At 67.7% G+C, this 20,041-nt stretch carries 18 protein-coding genes; 10 read left to right on the top strand and 8 right to left on the bottom strand.

Features of this window, described 5'->3' with window-relative positions:
- The first annotated feature begins 12 nt into the window (after positions 1-12).
- Both ESD82_RS14250 and ESD82_RS14255 read left to right on the top strand, forming a co-directional pair.
- Positions 13-1,521, top strand: coding sequence for a tripartite tricarboxylate transporter permease (locus tag ESD82_RS14250; protein ID WP_147428070.1), 1,509 nt, complete (start codon positions 13-15; stop codon positions 1,519-1,521).
- A gap of 61 nt (positions 1,522-1,582) precedes the next feature.
- On the top strand, positions 1,583-2,536 hold the full coding sequence (locus ESD82_RS14255) for an amidohydrolase family protein (protein WP_147428069.1): 954 nt from the start codon (positions 1,583-1,585) through the stop codon (positions 2,534-2,536).
- Positions 2,537-2,625: 89 nt separating this feature from the next.
- On the opposite strand, the gene ESD82_RS14260 is transcribed toward ESD82_RS14255, so the two are convergent.
- Positions 2,626-3,543, bottom strand: a complete 918-nt coding sequence (locus ESD82_RS14260; RefSeq protein ID WP_147428068.1) for a LysR family transcriptional regulator — start codon at positions 3,541-3,543, stop codon at positions 2,626-2,628.
- A 60-nt stretch (positions 3,544-3,603) separates the two neighbouring features.
- Here ESD82_RS14260 and ESD82_RS14265 point away from each other — a divergent pair, with 60 nt between their 5' ends.
- Complete coding sequence (locus ESD82_RS14265) at positions 3,604-6,438, top strand: FAD-binding and (Fe-S)-binding domain-containing protein (RefSeq protein ID WP_244314581.1); 2,835 nt, start codon at positions 3,604-3,606, stop codon at positions 6,436-6,438.
- Positions 6,439-6,502: 64 nt separating this feature from the next.
- Positions 6,503-7,663 carry a LysR family transcriptional regulator gene (locus ESD82_RS14270; RefSeq protein WP_147428067.1) on the top strand — a complete coding sequence of 387 codons (1,161 nt, stop codon included), beginning with the start codon at positions 6,503-6,505 and terminating at the stop codon, positions 7,661-7,663.
- Here ESD82_RS14270 and ESD82_RS14275 read toward each other — a convergent pair.
- The 4 genes from ESD82_RS14275 to ESD82_RS14290 all read right to left on the bottom strand — a co-directional run bounded on the left by ESD82_RS14275 (position 7,630) and on the right by ESD82_RS14290 (position 11,443).
- Positions 7,630-8,559, bottom strand: a complete 930-nt coding sequence (locus ESD82_RS14275) for an NAD(P)-dependent oxidoreductase (RefSeq protein ID WP_208852074.1) — start codon at positions 8,557-8,559, stop codon at positions 7,630-7,632. The genes ESD82_RS14270 and ESD82_RS14275 overlap by 34 nt on opposite strands.
- 104 nt (positions 8,560-8,663) lie before the next feature.
- Positions 8,664-9,968 (bottom strand): TRAP transporter large permease, encoded by a 1,305-nt coding sequence (locus tag ESD82_RS14280; protein WP_147428319.1) that lies wholly within the window; start codon positions 9,966-9,968, stop codon positions 8,664-8,666.
- The gene (locus tag ESD82_RS14285) at positions 9,968-10,468 is read right to left on the bottom strand and encodes a TRAP transporter small permease (RefSeq protein ID WP_147428066.1); all 501 of its coding nucleotides are present in this window, start codon (positions 10,466-10,468) and stop codon (positions 9,968-9,970) included. The genes ESD82_RS14280 and ESD82_RS14285 overlap by 1 nt, the downstream gene beginning before the upstream one ends.
- A gap of 3 nt (positions 10,469-10,471) precedes the next feature.
- Entirely contained in the window at positions 10,472-11,443 is a 972-nt protein-coding gene (locus ESD82_RS14290) for a TRAP transporter substrate-binding protein (RefSeq protein WP_147428065.1), read from the bottom strand.
- Positions 11,444-11,723: 280 nt separating this feature from the next.
- Here ESD82_RS14290 and ESD82_RS14295 point away from each other — a divergent pair, with 280 nt between their 5' ends.
- The 6 genes from ESD82_RS14295 to ESD82_RS14320 all read left to right on the top strand — a co-directional run bounded on the left by ESD82_RS14295 (position 11,724) and on the right by ESD82_RS14320 (position 17,260).
- Positions 11,724-12,452: a PIG-L deacetylase family protein gene (locus ESD82_RS14295; protein WP_147428064.1), complete on the top strand. Its 729-nt coding sequence runs from the start codon at positions 11,724-11,726 to the stop codon at positions 12,450-12,452.
- 47 nt (positions 12,453-12,499) lie between these two features.
- Positions 12,500-13,462, top strand: a complete 963-nt coding sequence (locus ESD82_RS14300; RefSeq protein ID WP_147428063.1) for a VOC family protein — start codon at positions 12,500-12,502, stop codon at positions 13,460-13,462.
- Positions 13,463-13,465: 3 nt separating this feature from the next.
- The gene (locus tag ESD82_RS14305) at positions 13,466-14,137 is read left to right on the top strand and encodes a 4-carboxy-4-hydroxy-2-oxoadipate aldolase/oxaloacetate decarboxylase (protein WP_147428062.1); all 672 of its coding nucleotides are present in this window, start codon (positions 13,466-13,468) and stop codon (positions 14,135-14,137) included.
- The gene (locus ESD82_RS14310; protein ID WP_147428061.1) at positions 14,130-15,827 is read left to right on the top strand and encodes a tannase/feruloyl esterase family alpha/beta hydrolase; all 1,698 of its coding nucleotides are present in this window, start codon (positions 14,130-14,132) and stop codon (positions 15,825-15,827) included. Before ESD82_RS14305 ends, ESD82_RS14310 begins: the two co-directional genes overlap by 8 nt.
- 2 nt (positions 15,828-15,829) lie before the next feature.
- Positions 15,830-16,885, top strand: coding sequence for a 4-oxalomesaconate tautomerase (locus ESD82_RS14315; protein ID WP_208852075.1), 1,056 nt, complete (start codon positions 15,830-15,832; stop codon positions 16,883-16,885).
- 180 nt (positions 16,886-17,065) lie between these two features.
- Positions 17,066-17,260, top strand: a complete 195-nt coding sequence (locus ESD82_RS14320; protein ID WP_147428060.1) for a hypothetical protein — start codon at positions 17,066-17,068, stop codon at positions 17,258-17,260.
- Positions 17,261-17,492: 232 nt separating this feature from the next.
- Here ESD82_RS14320 and ESD82_RS14325 read toward each other — a convergent pair whose 3' ends face one another.
- From ESD82_RS14325 to ESD82_RS14335, 3 genes are read right to left on the bottom strand one after another with little or no spacing between them, the layout of a single operon-like run.
- Positions 17,493-18,563, bottom strand: a complete 1,071-nt coding sequence (locus ESD82_RS14325) for an AbrB family transcriptional regulator (RefSeq protein ID WP_147428059.1) — start codon at positions 18,561-18,563, stop codon at positions 17,493-17,495.
- The gene (locus tag ESD82_RS14330) at positions 18,560-19,030 is read right to left on the bottom strand and encodes a tripartite tricarboxylate transporter TctB family protein (protein ID WP_147428058.1); all 471 of its coding nucleotides are present in this window, start codon (positions 19,028-19,030) and stop codon (positions 18,560-18,562) included. Before ESD82_RS14330 ends, ESD82_RS14325 begins: the two co-directional genes overlap by 4 nt.
- Complete coding sequence (locus ESD82_RS14335; RefSeq protein ID WP_208852076.1) at positions 19,027-20,031, bottom strand: tripartite tricarboxylate transporter substrate binding protein; 1,005 nt, start codon at positions 20,029-20,031, stop codon at positions 19,027-19,029. The genes ESD82_RS14330 and ESD82_RS14335 overlap by 4 nt, the downstream gene beginning before the upstream one ends.
- Positions 20,032-20,041: the final 10 nt, after the last annotated feature.

The following is a 20,041-nucleotide window of genomic DNA, read 5'->3' on the forward strand; positions in this document are numbered from 1 at the left end:
GAGGAAAACATCATGGAAATCTTTGATCTTCTGTTGCTGGGGTTTTCCGAGGCGATGAGCCCCGCAAACCTCGGGTTCTGCCTGATCGGTGCGCTTCTTGGCACGCTGATCGGGGTGCTGCCGGGGATCGGCCCGACCGCAACCATCGCGGTCCTGTTGCCGATCACCTTCTTCCTGCCGCCGCTTGCCGGGATCATCATGCTGGCGGGCATCTATTACGGCGCGCAATACGGCGGCTCGACCACGGCCATCCTGGTGAACCTACCGGGCGAGGCCTCGGCCGTGGTCACGACGCTGGACGGCTACCAGATGGCGCGACAGGGCCGGGCGGGGTCGGCGCTGGCGGTCGCGGCGCTGGGATCGTTCTTTGCCGGCACGGTCGCGACCTTCGGCATCGCCATCGCCGGTCCCATGCTGGCGGGCTTTGCGCTGAATTTCGGGCCGGCCGAGTATGTCTCGCTGATGATCTTCGGCCTGCTGGCCGCGACGATCCTGGCCAGCGGCCCGGTGCTGAAGGCCATCGGCATGATCCTGATCGGCCTGCTGTTCGGCATGGTCGGCACCGATCAGGCCACCGGGGCCGAGCGCCTGACCTTCGGATCGCTGGAGTTGTTCGACGGGGTCGAGTTCACCGTCATCGCCATCGGCCTGTTCGGCTTTTCCGAGATCATCGCGAACCTGGAACGCAGCGGCTCGGCCGGCGTGACGGTTGCCCGCCTGACCCGGCTGTGGCCGACGCGCGAGGATTTCCGCCGCGCCTGGCCCGCGGTGCTGCGCGGCACCGGCATCGGCACCTTCCTCGGCATCCTGCCGGGCGGCGGCGCCACGCTGGCGTCCTTCAGCGCCTATTCGCTGGAAAAGAAGGTGTCGAGAACGCCGGAAAAGTTCGGCACCGGCGTGGTCGAGGGCGTCGCCTCGCCCGAGGCTGCCAACAACGCAGCCGCGCAATCGTCCTTCATCCCGCTGCTGACGCTGGGCATCCCGTCCAACAACATGATGGCGATGATGCTGTCGGCCTTCATGATCCACGGCATCACGCCGGGACCCAGCGTGCTGACCAACCAGCCCGAAATCTTCTGGGGCCTGGTCGCCAGCATGTGGATCGGCAACGCGCTGCTGGTCATCATCAACATGCCGCTGATCGGACTGTGGGTAAAGCTGCTGACCGTGCCTTACCGCCTGCTTTATCCGGCAATCCTGCTGTTCTGCTGCGTCGGCGTCTATTCGATGAACAATCGCATCTTCGACGTGCTGCTGGCTGCCGGCTTCGGGTTGCTGGGCTATGCCTTCCGCAAGGCGAAATGCGAGCCGGGTCCGCTGCTGCTGGGCTTCGTGCTTGGTCCATTGCTGGAATCGAACCTGCGCCGCACCATGCTGATCACCCAGGGCGATGCGAGCATCTTCGTCGAGCGTCCGATCAGCCTGGTGATGCTGATCGCGACCGTGATCCTGCTGGCGCTGATGATCCTGCCCAGCTTCCGCAAGAAGCGCGAGGAGGCCTTCCAGGAGGAAGAGGCGTGAAATCGCAACGGCCGGAGACGCCTCCGGCCGTTTTCATTCCAATCGCTCGGAAGGAACTTACATGACCATGAATGCAATAAGCCGTCGGGCGATGCTTCAGGCCGCCGGCGCGGCCGCGGCCCTTCTTGCACTGGGTAACAGGGCAAGCGCACAGGCGGCGCCATTTTCCTCGGGTGACGCAGCACCGCGGCTGCGTGTTCCGCAAAATGCATGCGACTCTCATATCCATATTTTCGACACCCGGTTTCCTGCCTCGCCGCATTGGAAGGGGCAGCCGGTCGAGGACGCGACGGTAGCCGCATATCGCAAGCTTCAGGCCAGGATTGGCACCGGCCGCACGGTGATCGTGAACCCCTCGACCTATGGCACGGATAACCGCTGCACGCTTGAGGCGGTGCAAGAGATGGGCACAGATGCGCGGGCCGTCGTTGTCATCGATCTCGACATTGCCGAAAACGAGTTGCGCGAGATGGCGGATCGGGGCGCTGTCGGCGCACGCGTCAACTTCGTTTCGGCGCAGTCTTGGGGTGAAACCACCGTCGAGCGTCTGCAGGAAACCTGCCGTCTGATCGCGCCGCTGGGCTGGCATGTCCAGATCTATGCGACAGGCGACCAGATCGTCGCAATGGGCGCGATCTTGGCCAGTCTTCCGGTCCCGCTGGTCATCGACCATCTGGGGCGCCTGCCAGCCGAACTAGGCACGGATCATCCAGGCTTCGATACCATCAAACGACTTCTGGACGGCGGCAACACCTGGCTCAAGCTGTCTGGCGCCTATCTGAACACGGAAACGGGCGCGCCTGCCTATGCCGATGCGACGCGGGTCGCCAAGGCCTTTGCCGCTGTCGCGCCCGAGCGCATGGTCTGGGGCAGCGACTGGCCACATCGCGGTCAGGCAGCCTATCCCGACGATGCCACCCTGATCGACCTCCTGTCCGAATGGGTGCCGGATGAAACCCTGCGTGAACGCATCCTGGTCGAGAACCCGGCGACGCTTTACCGCTTCGACACCTGATCCGGATTGCCGCGCTGATGCCGTGGCTATCCAGATCATCAAGGACGGGTTCGTCCGGCCGGCCGGATGCCCACTGCCCCGGCCACGCCTCATTCCGGATGCCGCGACGCGATATGCGCCCGGAACAGGCGGATGAACGCGGCGGCGATTGGCGACAGCGGGCGGCGTGCCGGTTCGATCAGGTAAAGCACGCGCTGCAACTCGAAATCCTCGATGCGAAGGAAGCCGATCTGCGGATCGCGAAACAGGTGCACTGCATTGCGCGGCAGCAGCGCCACCCCCATTCCGGCTCGGATCATGCAAAGCTGCGCGACCGTGGAATGGGCGATGAGGCGAGTATCCAGCAGGGCCTGGGGCAAGCCGCTTTGCGCCAGCAGCCGATGGGTGCCGGTCTGGGTCGAAAGCCCGATCAGCACGCGATCGCGCAGATCGCGCAATCGCACCGGCCCCCCGGCCAGGTCGTCGTCGCGGCGGCAGGCCAGGCCGAATTCGTCGCGAAGAACCTCGCTTTGGCGCAGGTCCGGGGAATACAGCGCGCGCCCGGCGATGGCCATGTCCAGCTGGCCGTCGGCCACCATTCCGGCCAGGTTCTCGGCGATGTCGTCATGCAGCAGGCATCGCACCTGCGGCTTGTCGGCCAGGAAGTCCGCCAGCAGCGGCGCCAGCAATTCTGAAATGGCAGAGGGTGAAGCACCGATGGCAAGCGATCCGGTCTCCAGCCCGGCATTTTGCCGCAGTCGCGTGACCGCGCGATCCATGCCTTCGAGCAGCGGCGCCGTGTCATCGAGAAAGGCGTGCGCCAAGGGCGTCATCGCCGCGGGCCGGATGCTGCGGTCGAAAAGCGCCGCGCCGATGCTCTCCTCGAGATGGCGGATCAGGGCCGAGAGGGCGGACGGCACGATGCCCAGCCGCGCTGCCGCCGCGCTGAAGCTGCCCTCCTGCGCAATGGCGTGAAGGGCGCGCAGATGGCGCAGGTTTATGTTCAGATTATCTGCATTCAGTTTCATTTATTTGCATTTTTATGAATTTATGATCCGTGGTCAACTGTCCGGGACACGGATTTGGGGATGGCCATGCTGGACGGCGCAATCGCATCGGGAACTTTCGACCAACTCGCTTCCGCGCTGCGGCGGGCCGGCTTTGCCGGCGAGATCGAGGTCGACAGCGCATTGCGCGCCGCCATGTCCACCGACAATTCGGTCTACCAGATTTTCCCGGACCTGATCGTCGCGCCTCGCGATGCCGACGATCTGGTGCGACTGCTTCGGGTCGTTGAGCAGCCCGCATTCGCCGGCATCGCCGTCACGGCGCGGGGCGGCGGCACCGGGACCAACGGGCAAAGCCTGAACCGGGGTGTGATCGTCGATATGCGCCGCCACATGAACCGGCTGATCGCCATCGACGAAAAGGCGGGTTGGGCCGATGTTCAGCCGGGCATGGTGCTGGACGACCTGAACGAGCAGATCCGTGAAACCGGCTGGTTCTTTGCGCCCGAGACCTCGACTGCCAGCCGCTGCACCATCGGCGGGATGGTTGGCACCGATGCCTCGGGCAAGGGATCGCGCATCTATGGCAAGACCTCGGACAATATCCTGGGATTGCAGATCGCCCGGCCGCAGGGGCTGCTGGATAGCCTGGCCGCCCCGCCGGACTGGGCGCGCGGCATGCTGGCCCGCGCCGAGGCCGCTGCAAGGGCCGGCCGCGCGGCCTTCGTCGCCAATACGCCCCGCCTGAACCGCCGTTTCACCGGCTATGACCTGGAACGCGCCTGCCCTGACCAGGGCGGCTTTCAGTGGTGGCGGCTGTTTCTTGGGGCCGAGGGCACATTGGGCCTGCTGAGCCGCATCCGCGTCCGGCTACGCCGGATCCCGCGCGAAAAGCGCCTGATCGTCGTCGGCTTCGACAGTTTTCGCGGGGCGCTGGCCGCGGCCTCGCCATTGCTGGCGGCCGATCCGACGGCCATCGAGGTGATGGACGAGACCGTGCAGGCCATCGCCGAACAGGCCGGCATCCTGCGGCGGTTGCCGTCCGGCCTGCGGGCCGGAAGGGAACGTCGCGTCGCCTATCTCTTCATCGAGCTGAATGGCGATGATGCCGCGCTGCTTGACCGAAAACTAGACCATTGCCGCCGGATCCTGCGGGGATTGCCCGATGCCGGCGCCCTGCATGTGGCCGCCGACCCGGCCGAGATCCGCGAACTCTGGGCGATCCGCTCGGCGGGTGTCGGGCTGCTGGGCAAGGTGGACGGTGCCGCGCGGCCCATCGCCTTCGTCGAGGATGCGGTAGTGCCGCCCGAGAACCTGCCCGCCTTCATCGACGGTTTCCTGGACATCCTGTCGCGCAACGGGTTGGGGTTCGGCATCCATGGCCATGTCGATGTGGGCTGCCTGCATATCCGCCCGGCGCTGAACATCGACAGCCCGCGGGACCGGGCGCGGCTGGTCGCCGTATCGGACGCGGTATTCGCCCTGACGCGGCAGCATGGCGGCATCTTCTGGGGCGAACATGGCAAGGGGCTGCGCGGCGCCTATCTGCGCGAATGGATCGGGCCCGAAGCCTATGCGGCGCTGCAAGGCGTCAAGGCCGCCTTCGACCCGTCGGGACGCTTTAACCCCGGCAAGCTGGTCAGCAATGGCGGTGCGATCATGGGGATCGCCACGACGCCCTTTCGCGATTTCAACGCGCCCGAGGGCGACCCGCTGGAGCGCGCCTTTCGCTGCAATGGCAATGCGCAATGCCTGAGCTATGCGGCCGCGACGCCGATGTGTCCCAGTTTCAAGGCCACCGCCGACCTGCGCCACAGCCCCAAGGGGCGTGCCGATGCGCTGCGCGCCTGGCACAAGGCCCGGCAAGAGGAAGGCCCCGACCTGCCGCGCCGCGAGGCCGACCTGCGCGCCGTTCTCGACACCTGCCTGGGCTGCAAGGCCTGTGCCTCCGCCTGTCCGGTCCAGGTGGACATCCCGACCATGCGCGCGGCCTTCCTGGCGGATTATTTCGCCCGTCATGCCCGGCCGATGGCCGACCGGCTGATCCTGGCGGCCGAGCGGTTCAGCCCGCTGGCCCTGCGCTTTGCCCCAGTGCTGGCGCCCCTCTGGCCCCTGGCCGCGCGGCTTGCCGAATGGCTGACCGGCAGCCGCGACCTGCCCCGGCGGATCGCGCGCCTGCCGCGGGATCTCTGGCTGGACGAGGCCGATCTGGCGGACGCCTTGCCCGAGGGCAGCGTGATTCTGGTCCAGGACTGGTTCACCGCGCTTTTCGACGGCCGGGTTCAGCACCAGGTGATCGCCGGGCTGCGGGTGCTGGGCTATCGGCCCAGGCTGCTGCGGATGCGCCCGGCCGGCAAGGCGGCGCAGGGGGCGGGCGACCGGGCCGGGTTCGAGGCGATGGCGCGTACCCTGGTCCGGCGGCTTGACCGCGCGGCAGCGACCGGCGCGCCGCTGGTCGCCTTCGAGCCCGCCTTTGCGATGATGCTGCGCCAGGATTATCCTAGGGCGGGCTTTGCCCCGCCGCCGGTCCTGCTGCCGCAGGAATTCCTGTCTGCCGAGGCCAGGCGCCGCCGCTTTCCGCAGGCCCGCGCCGGGCAGACGGCGCGGCTTCTGTCCCATTGCACCGAGGCGACCGGACTGCCCGAGGCAGGGGCGCTTTGGGCGCGCGTCTTTCAGGCCCTGGGCATGCAGGTCCAGACCCCGGCGACCGGATGCTGCGGCATGGCCGGGCTGTTCGGCCACCAGAACCGGCACCAGGCCATGTCGCGCAAGCTGTTCGACCTGTCATGGCGCGAGCACCTGGAATCGGGCGAGACGGTGCTTGCCGCCGGGTTCTCCTGCCGGTGCCAGGCCGAACGGCTGGCGGGGCGGGTTCCGGCGCATCCGCTGGGCCTGATCGCCGAGGCCCTGAGATAAGCAAGGGCCGGCGACTTGCCGGCCGCGCCCACCGCCCATAACCTGAGCGGGAAGGAGAACGACCATGGCCGCCAGTATCCGCCATCTCAGGATGTTCCTGGTTCTGGGGCGCACGAATTCCGTCACCCGCGCGGCCGAGTCGAACCATGTCTCGCAACCGGCGGTCACGCAGGCCATGGCCAAGCTGGCGCGGGACAGCGGCCATGCGCTGTTCCAGCGCAGCCCGCAGGGCCTGTTCCTGACCGAGGCCGGCGAGATCCTGCACCATCGCGCCGACCGGGCGCTGCGGATGCTGGACAGGGCCATGGCCGACATGGACCGCGCCATCCGCATCCAGGCGACCTGGCAGCAGTTGGTCGCCCTGATCGCCGTGACCGAGACCGAGAACTTTACCCTGGCCGCGCGCCGGCTGGGTCTGGCGCAGCCGACCGTCCACCGCTCGACCACCATGCTGGAGGACGCGGCCGGGACGGTCTTTTTCCAGCGCACCGCGCATGGCCTGATCGCGACCCGCGCGGCATTGCAACTGGCGCAGGCCGCAAGGCTGGCCCTGGCCGAACTGGAACAGGCGGAATCCGACCTCGCCGCGCTCGACGGCCGCGAGGTCGGGCGCATCGTGATCGGGGCATTGCCATTGTCGCGCTCAGGCTGGCTGCCACGGGCGATCCTGGCCTTTCGCAAGGCCCGGCCGAGCTTTCCCTTTCAGGTCATCGACGGGCGCTACGACGAATTGCTTCTGGGGCTGCGCCGGGGCGAGATCGACATGATGCTGGGTGCGCTGCGCCTGCCCAGCCCGATCGAGGATATCGAGCAGAGGCGGCTTTTCGACGATGAGGTGGTGGTCGTGGCGCGGCGGGACCATCCCCTGATCTGGAAGGCTGATCCGGGCATCCAGGACCTTGCGGCCTATCCCTGGGTAATGCCGCGCCGCTCGACGCCGCTCCGGCGGATCCTCGACACCTATTTCGCGGCACGCGCGCCGGTGGACATCGTCGAGACCTCCTCCGTCATCATGATGCGCGAGATCCTGCGCGAGAGCGATCATCTGGGCGGGGTGTCGCGGATGCAGGCCGAGGTGGAATCCGAGGCGCTGTCGATCCTGCCGGTGCGGCTGCCCAACGCCATGCGGCCAATCGGCATCACCACCCGCGCCGGCTGGGAGCCGACGCGGACGCAGCGGGATTTCATGGATCAGCTTTGCCGCACGGCCGCGCTGCTGTCCTGATCCCGGTCCTGCCCGGCGAACCGGCCCAGGATGGCATCGGCGCGCTCGGGATAGCTGTCGGTGCCCGCCGGCAGGCCCAGGTCGCCGATGCGCTGCTGCCAATCGGCGGTGGCGTTGGCCAACCCGTTCGGCAGGCCAAGCTCGGACAGCGTGGCGGCGACCTCGCGCATCTCGGCGGCGCGACGGCGGCCATGGACCATCATTCGCTCAAGGTTGTAGGCGGCCTGGCGTGGCCAGTCGATATCGGGATTCGATGCCTGGAGTGAGCCCAGTACCCGGTCCTCGATCCCGGCCCGGCGCGCGGCCAGGAGGCATTCGGCGGTCAGCGCCTCCATCCCCTTGATCATCACCGAGCGGATCATCTTGATCGCCGAGGCCTGCCCCACCTCGGCCCCCGAGACCTGCGCCGTCATGCCAAGCGCCTCCAGCATCGCCAGCGCCTGCCCGGCATGGGGGCCGGCGATCAGCAGCGGCGTGCGGTGCAGCCGGGGATAGACCGGCGCCATGATCGCGACATCGACATAGCGCCCGCCGGCCGTCTCGACGATGCCGGCGGCGCGGCGCTTTGCGCCGGGCGAGCAACTGTTGCCGTCCAGCCAGAGCGCCCCCGGCGCCAAGTGCGGCGCCGCCTGTTCGGCTGCCAGCACTGCGCGATCCGCCGTCACCAGGCAGAAGACGGCGCCGGCATCCCGCAAGGCCCCGGCGCGGTCGGCGGCAAGGGTGACGCCCGTCGCCTCGGCCCGCCCGGCGGGCAGGGCCCGCGCCTGGGCATCGTCGCATTTCTCGTCATAGGCGTGCAGCCCGGCGGACAGGTCGCGGCCCCAGCCCTTTGCAAAGGCTTCGGCCGCCTCGCCGAAACCGATGAAGGCGATCCTTGGCAATCGCTCGTCGCTCATGGTCTTCTCCTCGCATTTCAGTTGAATTCCGGAAGGTGCGACGCGGCCAAGGGCAGACCGGAAATAGCCTGCGCTTATGCCGCGCCCATGTGCCTTGGGCCGCCTCAGCCGAACATCGTATTCGGGATCAGCAAGGCAATCTGCGGCATCAGGATGATCAGCACCAGGCCCAGGATCATCGCCAGCAGAAAGGGCATCACGCCGCGGAACACCGTGGTCAGCGGCACGTCCTGCGCCACGCCACGGACGACGAAGACGTTCAGGCCGACCGGCGGGGTGATCATCCCCATCTCGATCACGATCACGGCGATCACGCCGAACCAGATCGGATCGAAACCCAGCGAGGTGACGACCGGAAAGACGATCGGGATCGAGATCACCAACATGGACAACCCGTCCATGAACATGCCCATCACGACATAGACCAGGATGATGACGACCAGCGTGCCATAGGGGCCAAGGCCCGACCCCTGCAATCCCTCGCCCAGCAGCGCCGGGATCTGGGTGACGGCGAAGAACGGGTTCAGCACATTGGCGCCGATGACGATCATGTAGAGCATGGCCGAGGTCTTGAGCGTATCCATGACCGCATCGGCGAAGCCCGCCCAGCTGAGCCGGCGCGATGCGAGCGCCAGCAGGATCACCAGCGCCGCGCCGATGCCCGAGGCCTCGACCGGGGTGAAGGCGCCGACATAGATGCCGCCGATGGTCAGCACCATCACCGCGAGCAGCGGCCCGGCCTGCCCGAGGCTGCGCAGTCGCCCGGAGATGGGGACGTTCGGCCCAGCCGGTGCCTGGGCAGGGTCGCGCAGGGCCACCAGCCAGACCGTCGCCATGAACAGCACCATCAGCAGGAGGCCCGGCAGGATGCCCGCCATGAACAACCGGCCGATGGATTGCTCGGTCAGGATCGCGTAAAGCACGAAGCCGGTCGAGGGCGGGATCAGGAAGCCCAGCGTGCCGCCCGCCGCGACCGAGCCTGTGGCCAGCCCGTCGGCATAGCCCAGCCGCTTCATCTCGGGCAGGGCGACCTTGCCGATGGTCACCGCCGTCGCGACCGACGAGCCCGACACGGCCGAGAAGGCCGCGCAGCCCAGGACCGAGGCCGAGGCGAGCCCGCCCCGGAAATGCCCGACCCAGGCGAAGGCCGCGTCGTAAAGCCCGCGCGAGAAGCCGGCGGCCGAGGCGATGTTGCCCAGAAGCACGAACATCGGGACCACGATCAGGGTTTCGCTGGCGACGGCGGAATAGCTTTCGGTCAGGATCAGCGCGCCTGCCGTACGTAACCCCTCCAGCGCCCACATGCCGAAAAAGCCCGACAGCAGCATCGCGAAGGCGACCGGCGTGCGAAAGATCATCAGGAAGAACAGCAGGAGGATGCCGAGCAGGCCGACAGTGGTCGGTTCCATCATTCACCCCCGCTGCGCAGGATCGCGACGAATTGCGCCAGAAGGACCAGGACGCACAGCGCCATGCCAAGGGCCAGGATGCCGTAGAAGGGCCAGATCGGCAGGGCCAGCATGTTGGTGGTGTCGCCGAATTCACGGGCGTCCAGCGCCTTCAGCACGGCGCGCTGGACCAGCACCGACAGCACGAAGCCCGAAAGCAGGCGCGAGCCCAGGTCGCCCGCCAGCCGGCCCCAACGGCCGAGGGCGTTGTCGAAGACGTCGACGCCGACATGGCCGCGCTGTTCCGTGCAATAGGGTAGCGCGGCCATGACCAATGCCACGGCGGTCATCTGGTTGATTTCGTTCAGGCCAAGGACGGGCGTGCCGAAGGCATAGCGCAGCACGACCCCGGCCGAGATCACGACCACCAGAAAGATCAGGGCGACGGCCGCGATCACGGCCAGCCATCTCGTCGCCCGGTCGAGCCAGCCCAGGCCGGGCAGGGGGCGTTGCGCCTGCATAGCCTATTGCGCCTTCAATGCATCGGCGACGGCCTGGCCGCCCTCGGTTGCGGCGATCGCATCCGCCGTCACCTTTTCGGCTGCCGCGTCGAAGGGCGCGGCCTCGGTCTCGGTCAGGGTGATGACCTCCTTGCCGGCGGCGGCGGCGAAATCGGCAAAGCCCTTTTCGGCCACGGTCAGCTGGACCTTCTGGCCGTCCAGCGAGACCTGCTTGCCGGCCTCGTCGATGACCTGTTGCTGTTCCGGCGACAGATCGGCATAGGCATCGCGGTTCATCAGGATGAAAAAGGGCGAATTCGTCGTTTTCATCCCTTTGGTGATGTAATTGGCGACCTCGCCCAGCTTGAAGGCGTTGACCGCGGTGCCGTCGATCATGGCGCCGTCGATGACGCCGGTCTGCAAGGCGTTGTAGATCTCCGATACCGGCATCGAGACCGGGGTCGCGCCCCAGGCCTCGACCAGCAGGCCGGTATTGCGCGAGGGCACGCGGATCTTCATGCCCTTGACGTCGTCGAGGCTGCGCACCGGCTTGGCACGGGTAAAGAGCACGTTTTCGGCGCTGGACCACAGGCCCACCAACTTGACCCTACGGTAGTCCGGGGCAAGCACGTCCAGGTGCTGCCACAGAGTCCGGGTGCCGTCGGCCTCGTCCAGGAGGCCGGGCAGTTCGGCGGTCAGGGTCAGCGGGAATTGCGAGGCGGTATAACCGGGCAGCGAAACCGCCAGTTCGGCCACGCCGTCCACGACCCGGGAATATTGCTCGACCGGACCGGCACCCAGCTCGCCGCCATTATAAAGCTTGACGGTCAGCGCGCCCTCGGTGCCCTGCTGGACGGCCTGGGCGAAGGGTTCGAAGGCGCCCTCTACATAGGGATGTGTTGACGCCATGTAATTGGCGAATTTGAGCGTTTCGGCCATCGCTGCCGGAGGCAGCAGCGACAGCGACAGCGTTGCAAGTGTCAGCATATGCTTCATGTGATCCTCCCGGATTGCGGGGCATGTCTGCCCATCTGACCCGGGGATAAGGCCGAAAGGTGGCGAGGCGCCAATTCAAAGGCCGGGCTCTGGCATAAATTTATGCTATAGAGACGAGGCGCTGACTCAGCCGCACCGTCCTTGCGGCCGGCGGGGGTTGTGGCGGTCGCGGCCGGAGCAAGGACCGCAATAGCAAAAACTTATCAAGCCGGCCGTGCTTCCAATTTGAACCGGGGGCCGCGGGGACCGAAACTGGCGGCAACCGGAACGGAGGAACATCATGCCCAAGACTGCCCTTGTCATATCCGCCCATGCTGCCGATTTCGTCTGGCGCTGCGGTGGGGCCATCGCGCTGCATGCGGCCAAGGGTTATGAGGTCACCGTGCTGTGCCTGTCCTTCGGCGAACGCGGCGAAAGCGCCAAGCTGTGGAAAGAGCCGGGCATGACGCTGGACCGCGTCAAGGACGCCCGCCGGGCCGAGGCCGAAAAGGCAGCCGAGGCCCTTGGCGTGCATGACCTGGTCTGTCTCGACCTGGGCGACTACCCGCTGGAACTGACCCGCGCCGACAAGGACCGCGTGGTGGATGTGATCCGCAACGTCCAGCCTTCCTTCATGCTGAGCCACAGCCAGTTTGACCCCTACAATACCGACCACATGTATACGACGCAGGTGGCGCTGGAATGCCGGATGATCGCGCAGGCCTGGGGCCACAATCCGGGCCAGAAGGTGCTGGGTGCGCCGCAGCTCTACCTGTTCGAGCCGCACCAGACCGAGCAGATGGGCTGGAAGCCCGACACCTTCCTCGACATCACCCCGGTCTGGGACAAGAAGCGCGCCGCCATCGAATGCATGGCGGGGCAGGAACACCTGTGGGACTATTACACCCGCGTCGCCCAGAACCGCGCCAATCACTTCAAGCGCAACTCGGGCGGCCAGTCCGGCGGGCGCGACTGCAAATATGCCGAGGGATTCCAGTCGATCTTCCCGCGCACGGTTGACGAACTCTGACCCTGCAGGGGCGGCCGGATAGCCCGCATGGGCAAGGAGGAGACGAGATGACCCCCACCAATCCCAGCCAGGACATCGCCCATCTGGCGCATGTCGAGATGCTGACCGACAGGTTCGAGGACAGCCTGGATTTCTTTACCCGCGTCTACGGGCTGAAACTGTCGGGGCAGGACGAGAACAGCGCCTATCTGCGGGCCTGGGACGATTACGAATATGCCTCGCTCAAGCTGACCCGCGCCGGGACCACCGGCGTCGGCCATATCGCCTATCGCGCCGCGAGCCCTGAGGCGCTGGAGCGCCGCGTGGCCGCCATCGAGGCCTCGGGCTACAAGACCCACGGCTGGATTGATGGCGACCAGAGCCACGGCCGCGCCTTCCGCTTCGAGGATCCCTTCGGCCATGTCTTCGAGATCTATCACGATACCGTCTGGTACCAGCCGCAGGCCGAGGCCGAGCGCGCGGCGCTGAAGAACACCGCCAGCGCCTTCACCGGCGCGGCGCCGCGCCGGCTCGATCACCTGAACCTGCTGGCCGAGGACGTGACCGAATTCCGCCGTTTCATGGAAACCTGCCTGGGCAGCCGGGTCACGGAACTGATCCAGCTCGACAACGGCCGCATCGGCGGCTGCTGGTTCACCGTCAACAACAAGACCTATGACCTGGCCTGCACCGAGGAACATGGCGGCGGCCAAGGACGGCTGCACCACGTCACCTATGCCACCGACCAGCGCGAGGACATCCTGCGCGCCGCCGACATCTTCCTGCAGAACGGCGTCCATATCGAGACCGGGCCGCACAAGCACGCCATCCAGGGCACCTTCTTCCTCTATGTCTGGGAGCCCGCCGGCAACCGGGTCGAACTGGCCAATGCCGGGGCGCGGCTGATCTTGGCGCCCGACTGGCAGCCGGTGATCTGGACCGAGGCCGACCGCCGGAAGGGCCAGGCCTGGGGGCTGAAGACCATCGAGACATTCCACACCCACGGCACCCCTCCGGTGCGGAAAGGCTGAGCCATGGCAAAAGTCGTCCAGAACATCCAGCGCACCGATGCCGCGACCATCGCCGGCCTGGCCGAGGCGGGCGTCGCCACCGTGCACGAGGCGCAGGGCCGCATCGGCTGCCTTGCCAGCCACATGCGGCCGATCTGGGCCGGTGCGCGAATCGCCGGATCGGCGGTGACGATCAGCGCGCCGCCCGGCGACAACTGGATGCTGCATGTTGCCATCGAGCAGCTGCGCGCGGGCGACGTGCTGGTCCTCGCTCCGACCAGCCCTTGCGACAACGGCTATTTCGGCGACCTGCTGGCGACCAGCGCCATGGCGCGGGGCTGCCGCGGGCTGGTGATCGACGCCGGCGTGCGCGATGTGCGCGACCTGACGGCGATGGGTTTCCCGGTCTGGTCCAGGGCCGTCAGCGCCCAGGGCACGGTCAAGGAGACGCTCGGCTCGGTCAACGTGCCCATCGTCTGCGCCGGCCAGAGAATCGAGGCGGGCGACGTGATCGTCGCAGATGACGACGGCGTCTGCGTGGTGCGCCGCGCCGATGCCGAGGCGGTGCTGGCCGCCGCCCGCAAGCGCATGGCAGCCGAGGAGGCCAAGCGCCAGCGGTTGGCTGCGGGCGAGCTCGGCCTCGACATCTACGACATGCGGCCCAGGCTGGAGGCAAAGGGGCTGAAATATGTCTAGGCCCAAGATCCGGTCTGCCTCGCTTCTAGTCGCGGCGCTGCTGGCGTCGCTGCCGGTGGGCGGCCGGGCGGCGCCTGCCGATCTGGCGGTTGTCGCCCCTGTCGCCTCATGCGCCAGTCTGGCCGGAACGGACATGACCGGCATCGGCGGACCGGGCAGCGCCGTGACCGAAGCCGTCGAAACCACCAGCGACGGCGTTCCTGTCTGCTCGATCATCGGCACGCTGGCGCCCAAGGTGAATTTCCAGATCCTGCTGCCGCTGGAGAGCTGGACGCAGCGTTACCTCCAGGTCGGCTGTGGCGGGCTTTGCGGGCGGATCACGCTGCAATCGGGCGCCTCGGCGGGCTGCAAGGTGCTGAGCGATGGCGGCTTCGTCATGGCCGCGACCGACATGGGCCATACCGGCCAAGACGGCAAATGGGGGCTGGATGATCAGCAGCGCCGGGACTTCGCCTATCGCGCTCAGCATGTCACGGCACAGGCCGCAAAGACGCTGATCCGCGCCTTCTATGGCCAGGACGCGCGCTACAGCTATTTCAACGGTTGCTCGGACGGTGGACGCGAGGGGCTGATGGAGGCCATGCGCTTCCCCGAGGATTTCGACGGCATCATTGCAGGCGCCCCCGCCATGCTGTTCCAGGTCCAGAATACGCTGCATCACGGCTGGCTGGCGCGCGCCAATACCGGCGCGGATGGCAAGCCCATCCTGCTGTCGGACAAGCTGCCCCTGCTGCATCGCGCCGTCGTCGCCGCTTGCGACACGGCTGACGGGGTCCGGGACGGGCTGATCAGTCAGCCTGCGGCCTGCAGCTTCGATCCGGCGGTGCTGGTCTGCAAGGACGGGCCGGCAGGCGATTGCCTGACCGCTGCCGAGGCCGAGGTCGCGGCCAAGGTCTATGACGGTCCCCGCGACGCGGTCACCAGCGCCCCCCTGACGCCGGGCCAGCAGCTGCCGGGGTCCGAGCTGAACTGGCAGGGCGTCTTCGTGCCCGACAGCCATGACCAGCAGCCCTTCAGCGCGATGATCGTGGACCCGGTGCTGCGCTATCTGGCCTTCGAGCCAGCCCGGCCGCAGATGACCCTGGACGATCTGCACTTCACCATCGCCACGCTGGACGCCCTGCGCCCGCGCCATCCGCTTTTCGACGCGACCAATCCCGACCTGTCGGCCTTTCAGCAGGCCGGCGGCAAGCTGATCCTATGGCACGGGCTGGCCGATCCCCATATCGCCCCCGCCAACACGCTGGCCCTGCACAAGGCGATGCTGGAGGTGATGGGCGCGGACACCCTTGCCGGGTTCGAGCGGCTGTACCTGCTGCCCGGCGTCAGCCATTGCAGCGGCGGCGAGGGGCCGTCGAACCTGGACCTGCTGACGCCGATGATGGCTTGGGTCGAGGGCGACGAGGCCCCGGAAGCCATCCTGACCTCCAGCACCGCCGCGGTGTCGAGCTTCGGCCAGCCTGAAGGGGATGAAGGGCGCGGCGGCGGGATGGCGATCAAGGATCTGGGGATCCCGCCGTTGCCGGCGATGACGCGCCCGGTCTGGCCCTGGCCCGCGACCGCCGCGCTGAGGCCCGGCGCCGACTACACCAAGGCGGACAGCTGGACCCGTGGCCCGGATGCCGCCATCGTCAGCACGCGCGATTGGCCCGGTTCCGACCTGTTCGCACCCTATACCTCTACGGAGTGATCATGAGCGACGGCATTCCCTGCCTGTGGATGCGGGGCGGAACCTCGAAGGGGGCCTATTTCCTGGCCCGCGACCTGCCCGCCGATCCCGCCAGCCGTGACGCGCTGCTGCTGCGCATAATGGGCAGCCCCGATCCGCGCCAGATCGACGGGATCGGCGGCGCGGATCCCCTTACCTCGAAGGTGGCGATCCTGTCGCCATCCTCGCGGGCGGATGCCGATGTGGATTATCTGTTCCTGCAGGTCTTTGTCGATCAGGCCCTGGTGTCGGATGCCCAGGGCTGCGGCAATATCCTGGCCGGGGTCGGCCCCGCCGCCATCGAGCGCGGCCTGCTGCCCGCCATCGGCGACGAGACTCCGGTCCGTATCCACATGCTGAACACCGGCGAGGTGGCGCTGGCCCGGATCCGCACCCCGCAGGGCCGCGTCAGCTACAAGGGGACTGCGATGATCGACGGCGTGCCCTTTGCCTCGGCACCAATCCCGCTGATGTTCCAGGACATCGCCGGGTCGATGTGCGGGGCGCTGCTGCCTTCGGGGCGTGCGGTGGACGTCATCGACGGGTTCGAATGCACGCTGATCGACAACGGCATGCCTTGCGTCATCCTGCGCGCCGGCGATTTCGGCTTGAGCGGGCAGGAAAGCCGCGAGGCGCTGGACGGCGACGCCGCGCTCAAGGCGCGGATCGAGGCGATCCGCCTGAAGGCGGGGCCGCTGATGAAGCTGGGCGATGTGGCGGAAAAATCCGTGCCCAAGATGACGCTGGTCTCGGCCCCCACCCAGGGCGGCACCATCGGCACGCGCAGCTTCATCCCGCATCGCTGCCATGCTTCGATCGGGGTTTTTGCCGCGGTCAGCGTCGCCACCGCCTGCACGCTCGAGGGAACGCCGGCCGCCGCGCTGGCCAGCCTGCCCGCGGATGGCCGATTTCTGATCGAGCATCCGACCGGCGCGGCCGAGGTGCTGATCGAGCGGGACGGGCAGGGCCGGGTCACCGCCGCCGGCACCTTGCGCACCGCCCGCAAGCTGATGGATGGTCTGGTCTGGCCGCGGGATTGATCCTGCCACGGCAAGAGGCTGGATGGCCGGGGATCGGGACAATACCTGAAAATCTCGGGGAACCGCGACCGCGCGGCAAGCGGTCTGCTGGCCTGTGCAGTGGTCTGCCGAGGCGGTTAATCTGGGCGGCCGCCCCGCTATCCCGACCTCGGTATCCCCGGGTCGGATTCCGATCCGCATATGATCGACCGGTTCGGGCGAGCCTACCCGGCGCCGGGTGGCGTGCTGGCGGTCCGGATGTCCGGCGATCTGGATCAGCCCGTGCATCGGATGCTGGAGCGGCTGGATCGCGATCCATCTTTGATCGACCGGTTGGCTGGCGCGCGGGCTGTGCGTTCGATGCTGACGGTGCCAGGGCGGATGCATGTCTGCTGAGGCGCTTGTGCCGGGCGGACCATCTTGCGCACCGCGTATTACCACGAACTGCCCGGCGCGGGTGTCGTCGAATGGTTTCACGGCTCGGCCCTGTGGCCCGGACTCGCGGCCTTCATCACGCCCGGGCTGCAGGTCTTCCCGGGCGAATACCACCATCGCCCGCTTCCATCCCGAGGCGAAGGGCCGAGGCGCTGCCGCGCTTTTCGCGCCTGTTCCTGGTGGTGCTGAGATCCTAGCCGAGGCGTTCGGTCAGGCGGATCAGCGGCCGCGCCAGCGGCATCAGCAGGAAGATCCGCACCAAATGCGCGGCGGTGACGAGCGAGACGTCCTGATTCAGGAACTGGGCGGTCAGCGCCATCTCGGTCACGCCGCCCGGCGCGATTCCCAGGACGACGCTGCGCCAGTCCAGTGGCGTGAAACGCGCCAGCGCCGCCGCAGAGCCGCAGGTGAGGGCCAGCAGGCCCAATGTTCCCAGCATCGAGATGGCAAGCTCGCGCCGGGCGGCCCGCAGCATTTGCGCCTGAAAAGTCGAGCCCAGCCAGGCCCCAAGGACCAGCTGCGCTGCGGCCAGCACCACATGCGGATATTGCGGCAGCGTCACGCCGGCCGCGGTCAGCGCCGCTGCAAGGCCGAGGGGGCCGAGGAAATAGGGATTGGCCCAGCCCAGCCGGCGGAACAGCGCGCCGCCCGCCAGGCCGATCAGCGGCAGCACCAGCAGGCGCGGATCGTCGAACGCCTCGGCCCCCGCAACGGTGGCGGTGTCGGGCCGGACAAAGCCGTCGAAGGCATAGAGCAGCGCAGGCACCAGCACCACGATGGCGGCGATCCGCAGCGACTGGGCTACGACGACGGGGGCGGGCGGCAGGCCGCAGCTTTCGGCGATGACCGCGGCCTCGACCGGCGCAAGGGGAAAGGTCGCCAGCACCATGCGCGACAGCCTGACGCCGGCCAGCCGTGCCTGCACGACCGAGACGGCCAGTGCCAATACCGTCGTCATCGCCGCCATGCCGGCCAGCAGCGGCAGCATCTTCAGGACGACGGCCAGGGCTTCGTCCGTGAAGGCCAGTCCGACCGTGGTGGCCACCACCGCCTGTCCGAATGGCCGGCTGCGCACCGGCAGCGGGCGATCGACTAGCCCCGACAGGGACAGGGCCGCCGTCGTCAGCAGTGGACCGATCATCCAGGGCAGCGGCAGGTGCAGCCGCGCGGATATCCAGCCGGCCAGCATGGCCAGAGAATAGGCGAGCGCCAGCCGCAAGGGGCGGTTCCCTTCGGCGGGGCGGCGGGCGTCGGCCGGGATCATGGCATGGGCAATCCCAGCAGTTTCCCGAACAGCAGGACCGCGATCAGCCAGATCCCTGCCCCGGTGGCCGCAGCCCGGATCAGCGGGCGCTCGCCCGCGAAAAGCAGCGTGACCAGAGCCGAGGCCAAGGCGAGCGCAAGGGGCAATCCGATCCAGCCCGCGCCCGACATGCAGACGAGGAAGATCGCATATGCCGCCAGCGCCCGCCCGCTTGCCGAGAAATCCGGTCGCTCGTGGGCAAAGGCCCGGCGCAGGGCCAGTACCAGATAGGCGGCGGAACAAACCGTGCCGAAGACCGCCACCTGCTCGGGCAGGGCGCCCGGCCCGGTGTCGCCGGTCGAATGCCCGGCGGGCAGGGCCAGCGCCATGAACAGGAAGGTGATGCAGCCCGCAAGGCAGATCACGCCGGCGATGACGTCGCCGACGGGAAAGCCCTGGCCTGCCCCGAGGACGCTGCGGCCGGTCATTGCACGAAGCCCGCCGATTTCAGGAACTCTGCCTGCTGCTCGAGATCCTTCTGCACCCGCTGGGTGAACTCGGCCTCGGCCCAGTCGGGGCTGTCCTGGAACTGCTCTTCCTGGAACGTCCGCCATTCCGCCGAGGCGGTCACCTTGTCGATCGCAACCTGGATGGCATCGACCACGTCATCGGGGGTGCCAGCCTTGACGGCGATGCCGCGCCAGATCGCGCCTTCCAGTTCATAGCCCTGTTCCCTGAAGGTCGGTGCGTCGGGCAGGAAGGCGGAGCGTTCGGCGGTGGTGACGCCCAGCAGGCGGATCTCGCCGTTCTTGACCTGCGCGAGCCCGGTGGATGGCGTCATCATCGCGGCGTCGATATGCTTGCCCAGCAGGCCCAGCGTGACCTTGCCCGAGGCGTCATGCGGGATCCAGCCGCTTTCGAAGCCGCCCTGCTTCATCAGCTGATAAAGCATGTATTGGTGGAAGCCGCCTGACGAGTGACCGCCGACCTTCAACTCGTTCGGATGCTCCTTCTTGTAAGCCACGAAGTCCTCGACGGTCTTGAAGGGACTGTCGGCCCGCACCGCCAGCGACGAGGGCTCGGATTGCATGGCGCGCAGCAGGCGCAGATCGTCCAGCTTGAAGGGGATCAGCCCCTGGGCGATGCCGAAGGTCAGTGTACCGGTCAGCACCAGGATATTGTAGCCGTCGGCGGGCTGGGTCGCGATCTGCGACAGGCCGACCGCGCCGCTGCCGCCGGGACGGTTGTCGACCTTGACGGTCCAGCCGGCCTCTTTCTCCAGCAGCTCGGCCAGCTTGCGGCCATAGGTGTCCAGCGCGCCGCCGGCCCCGGACCAGACGACCAGCGTCACCGGCTTGTCGGGGAAATCGGCGGCCGCGCTCTGCGGCAGGGCCAGCACCGTGCCGGCGGCCATGCAGAGTGCGGTGACGGTCCCGCGGACCAGCCGCGCGAAACGACCCGGCCGGGCGGTGAAGGTGGTGTGTCGCATCGATTCTCTC

The sequence above is a fragment of the Paracoccus pantotrophus genome, assembly GCF_008824185.1.
Classification (GTDB): Bacteria; Pseudomonadota; Alphaproteobacteria; order Rhodobacterales; family Rhodobacteraceae; genus Paracoccus; species Paracoccus pantotrophus.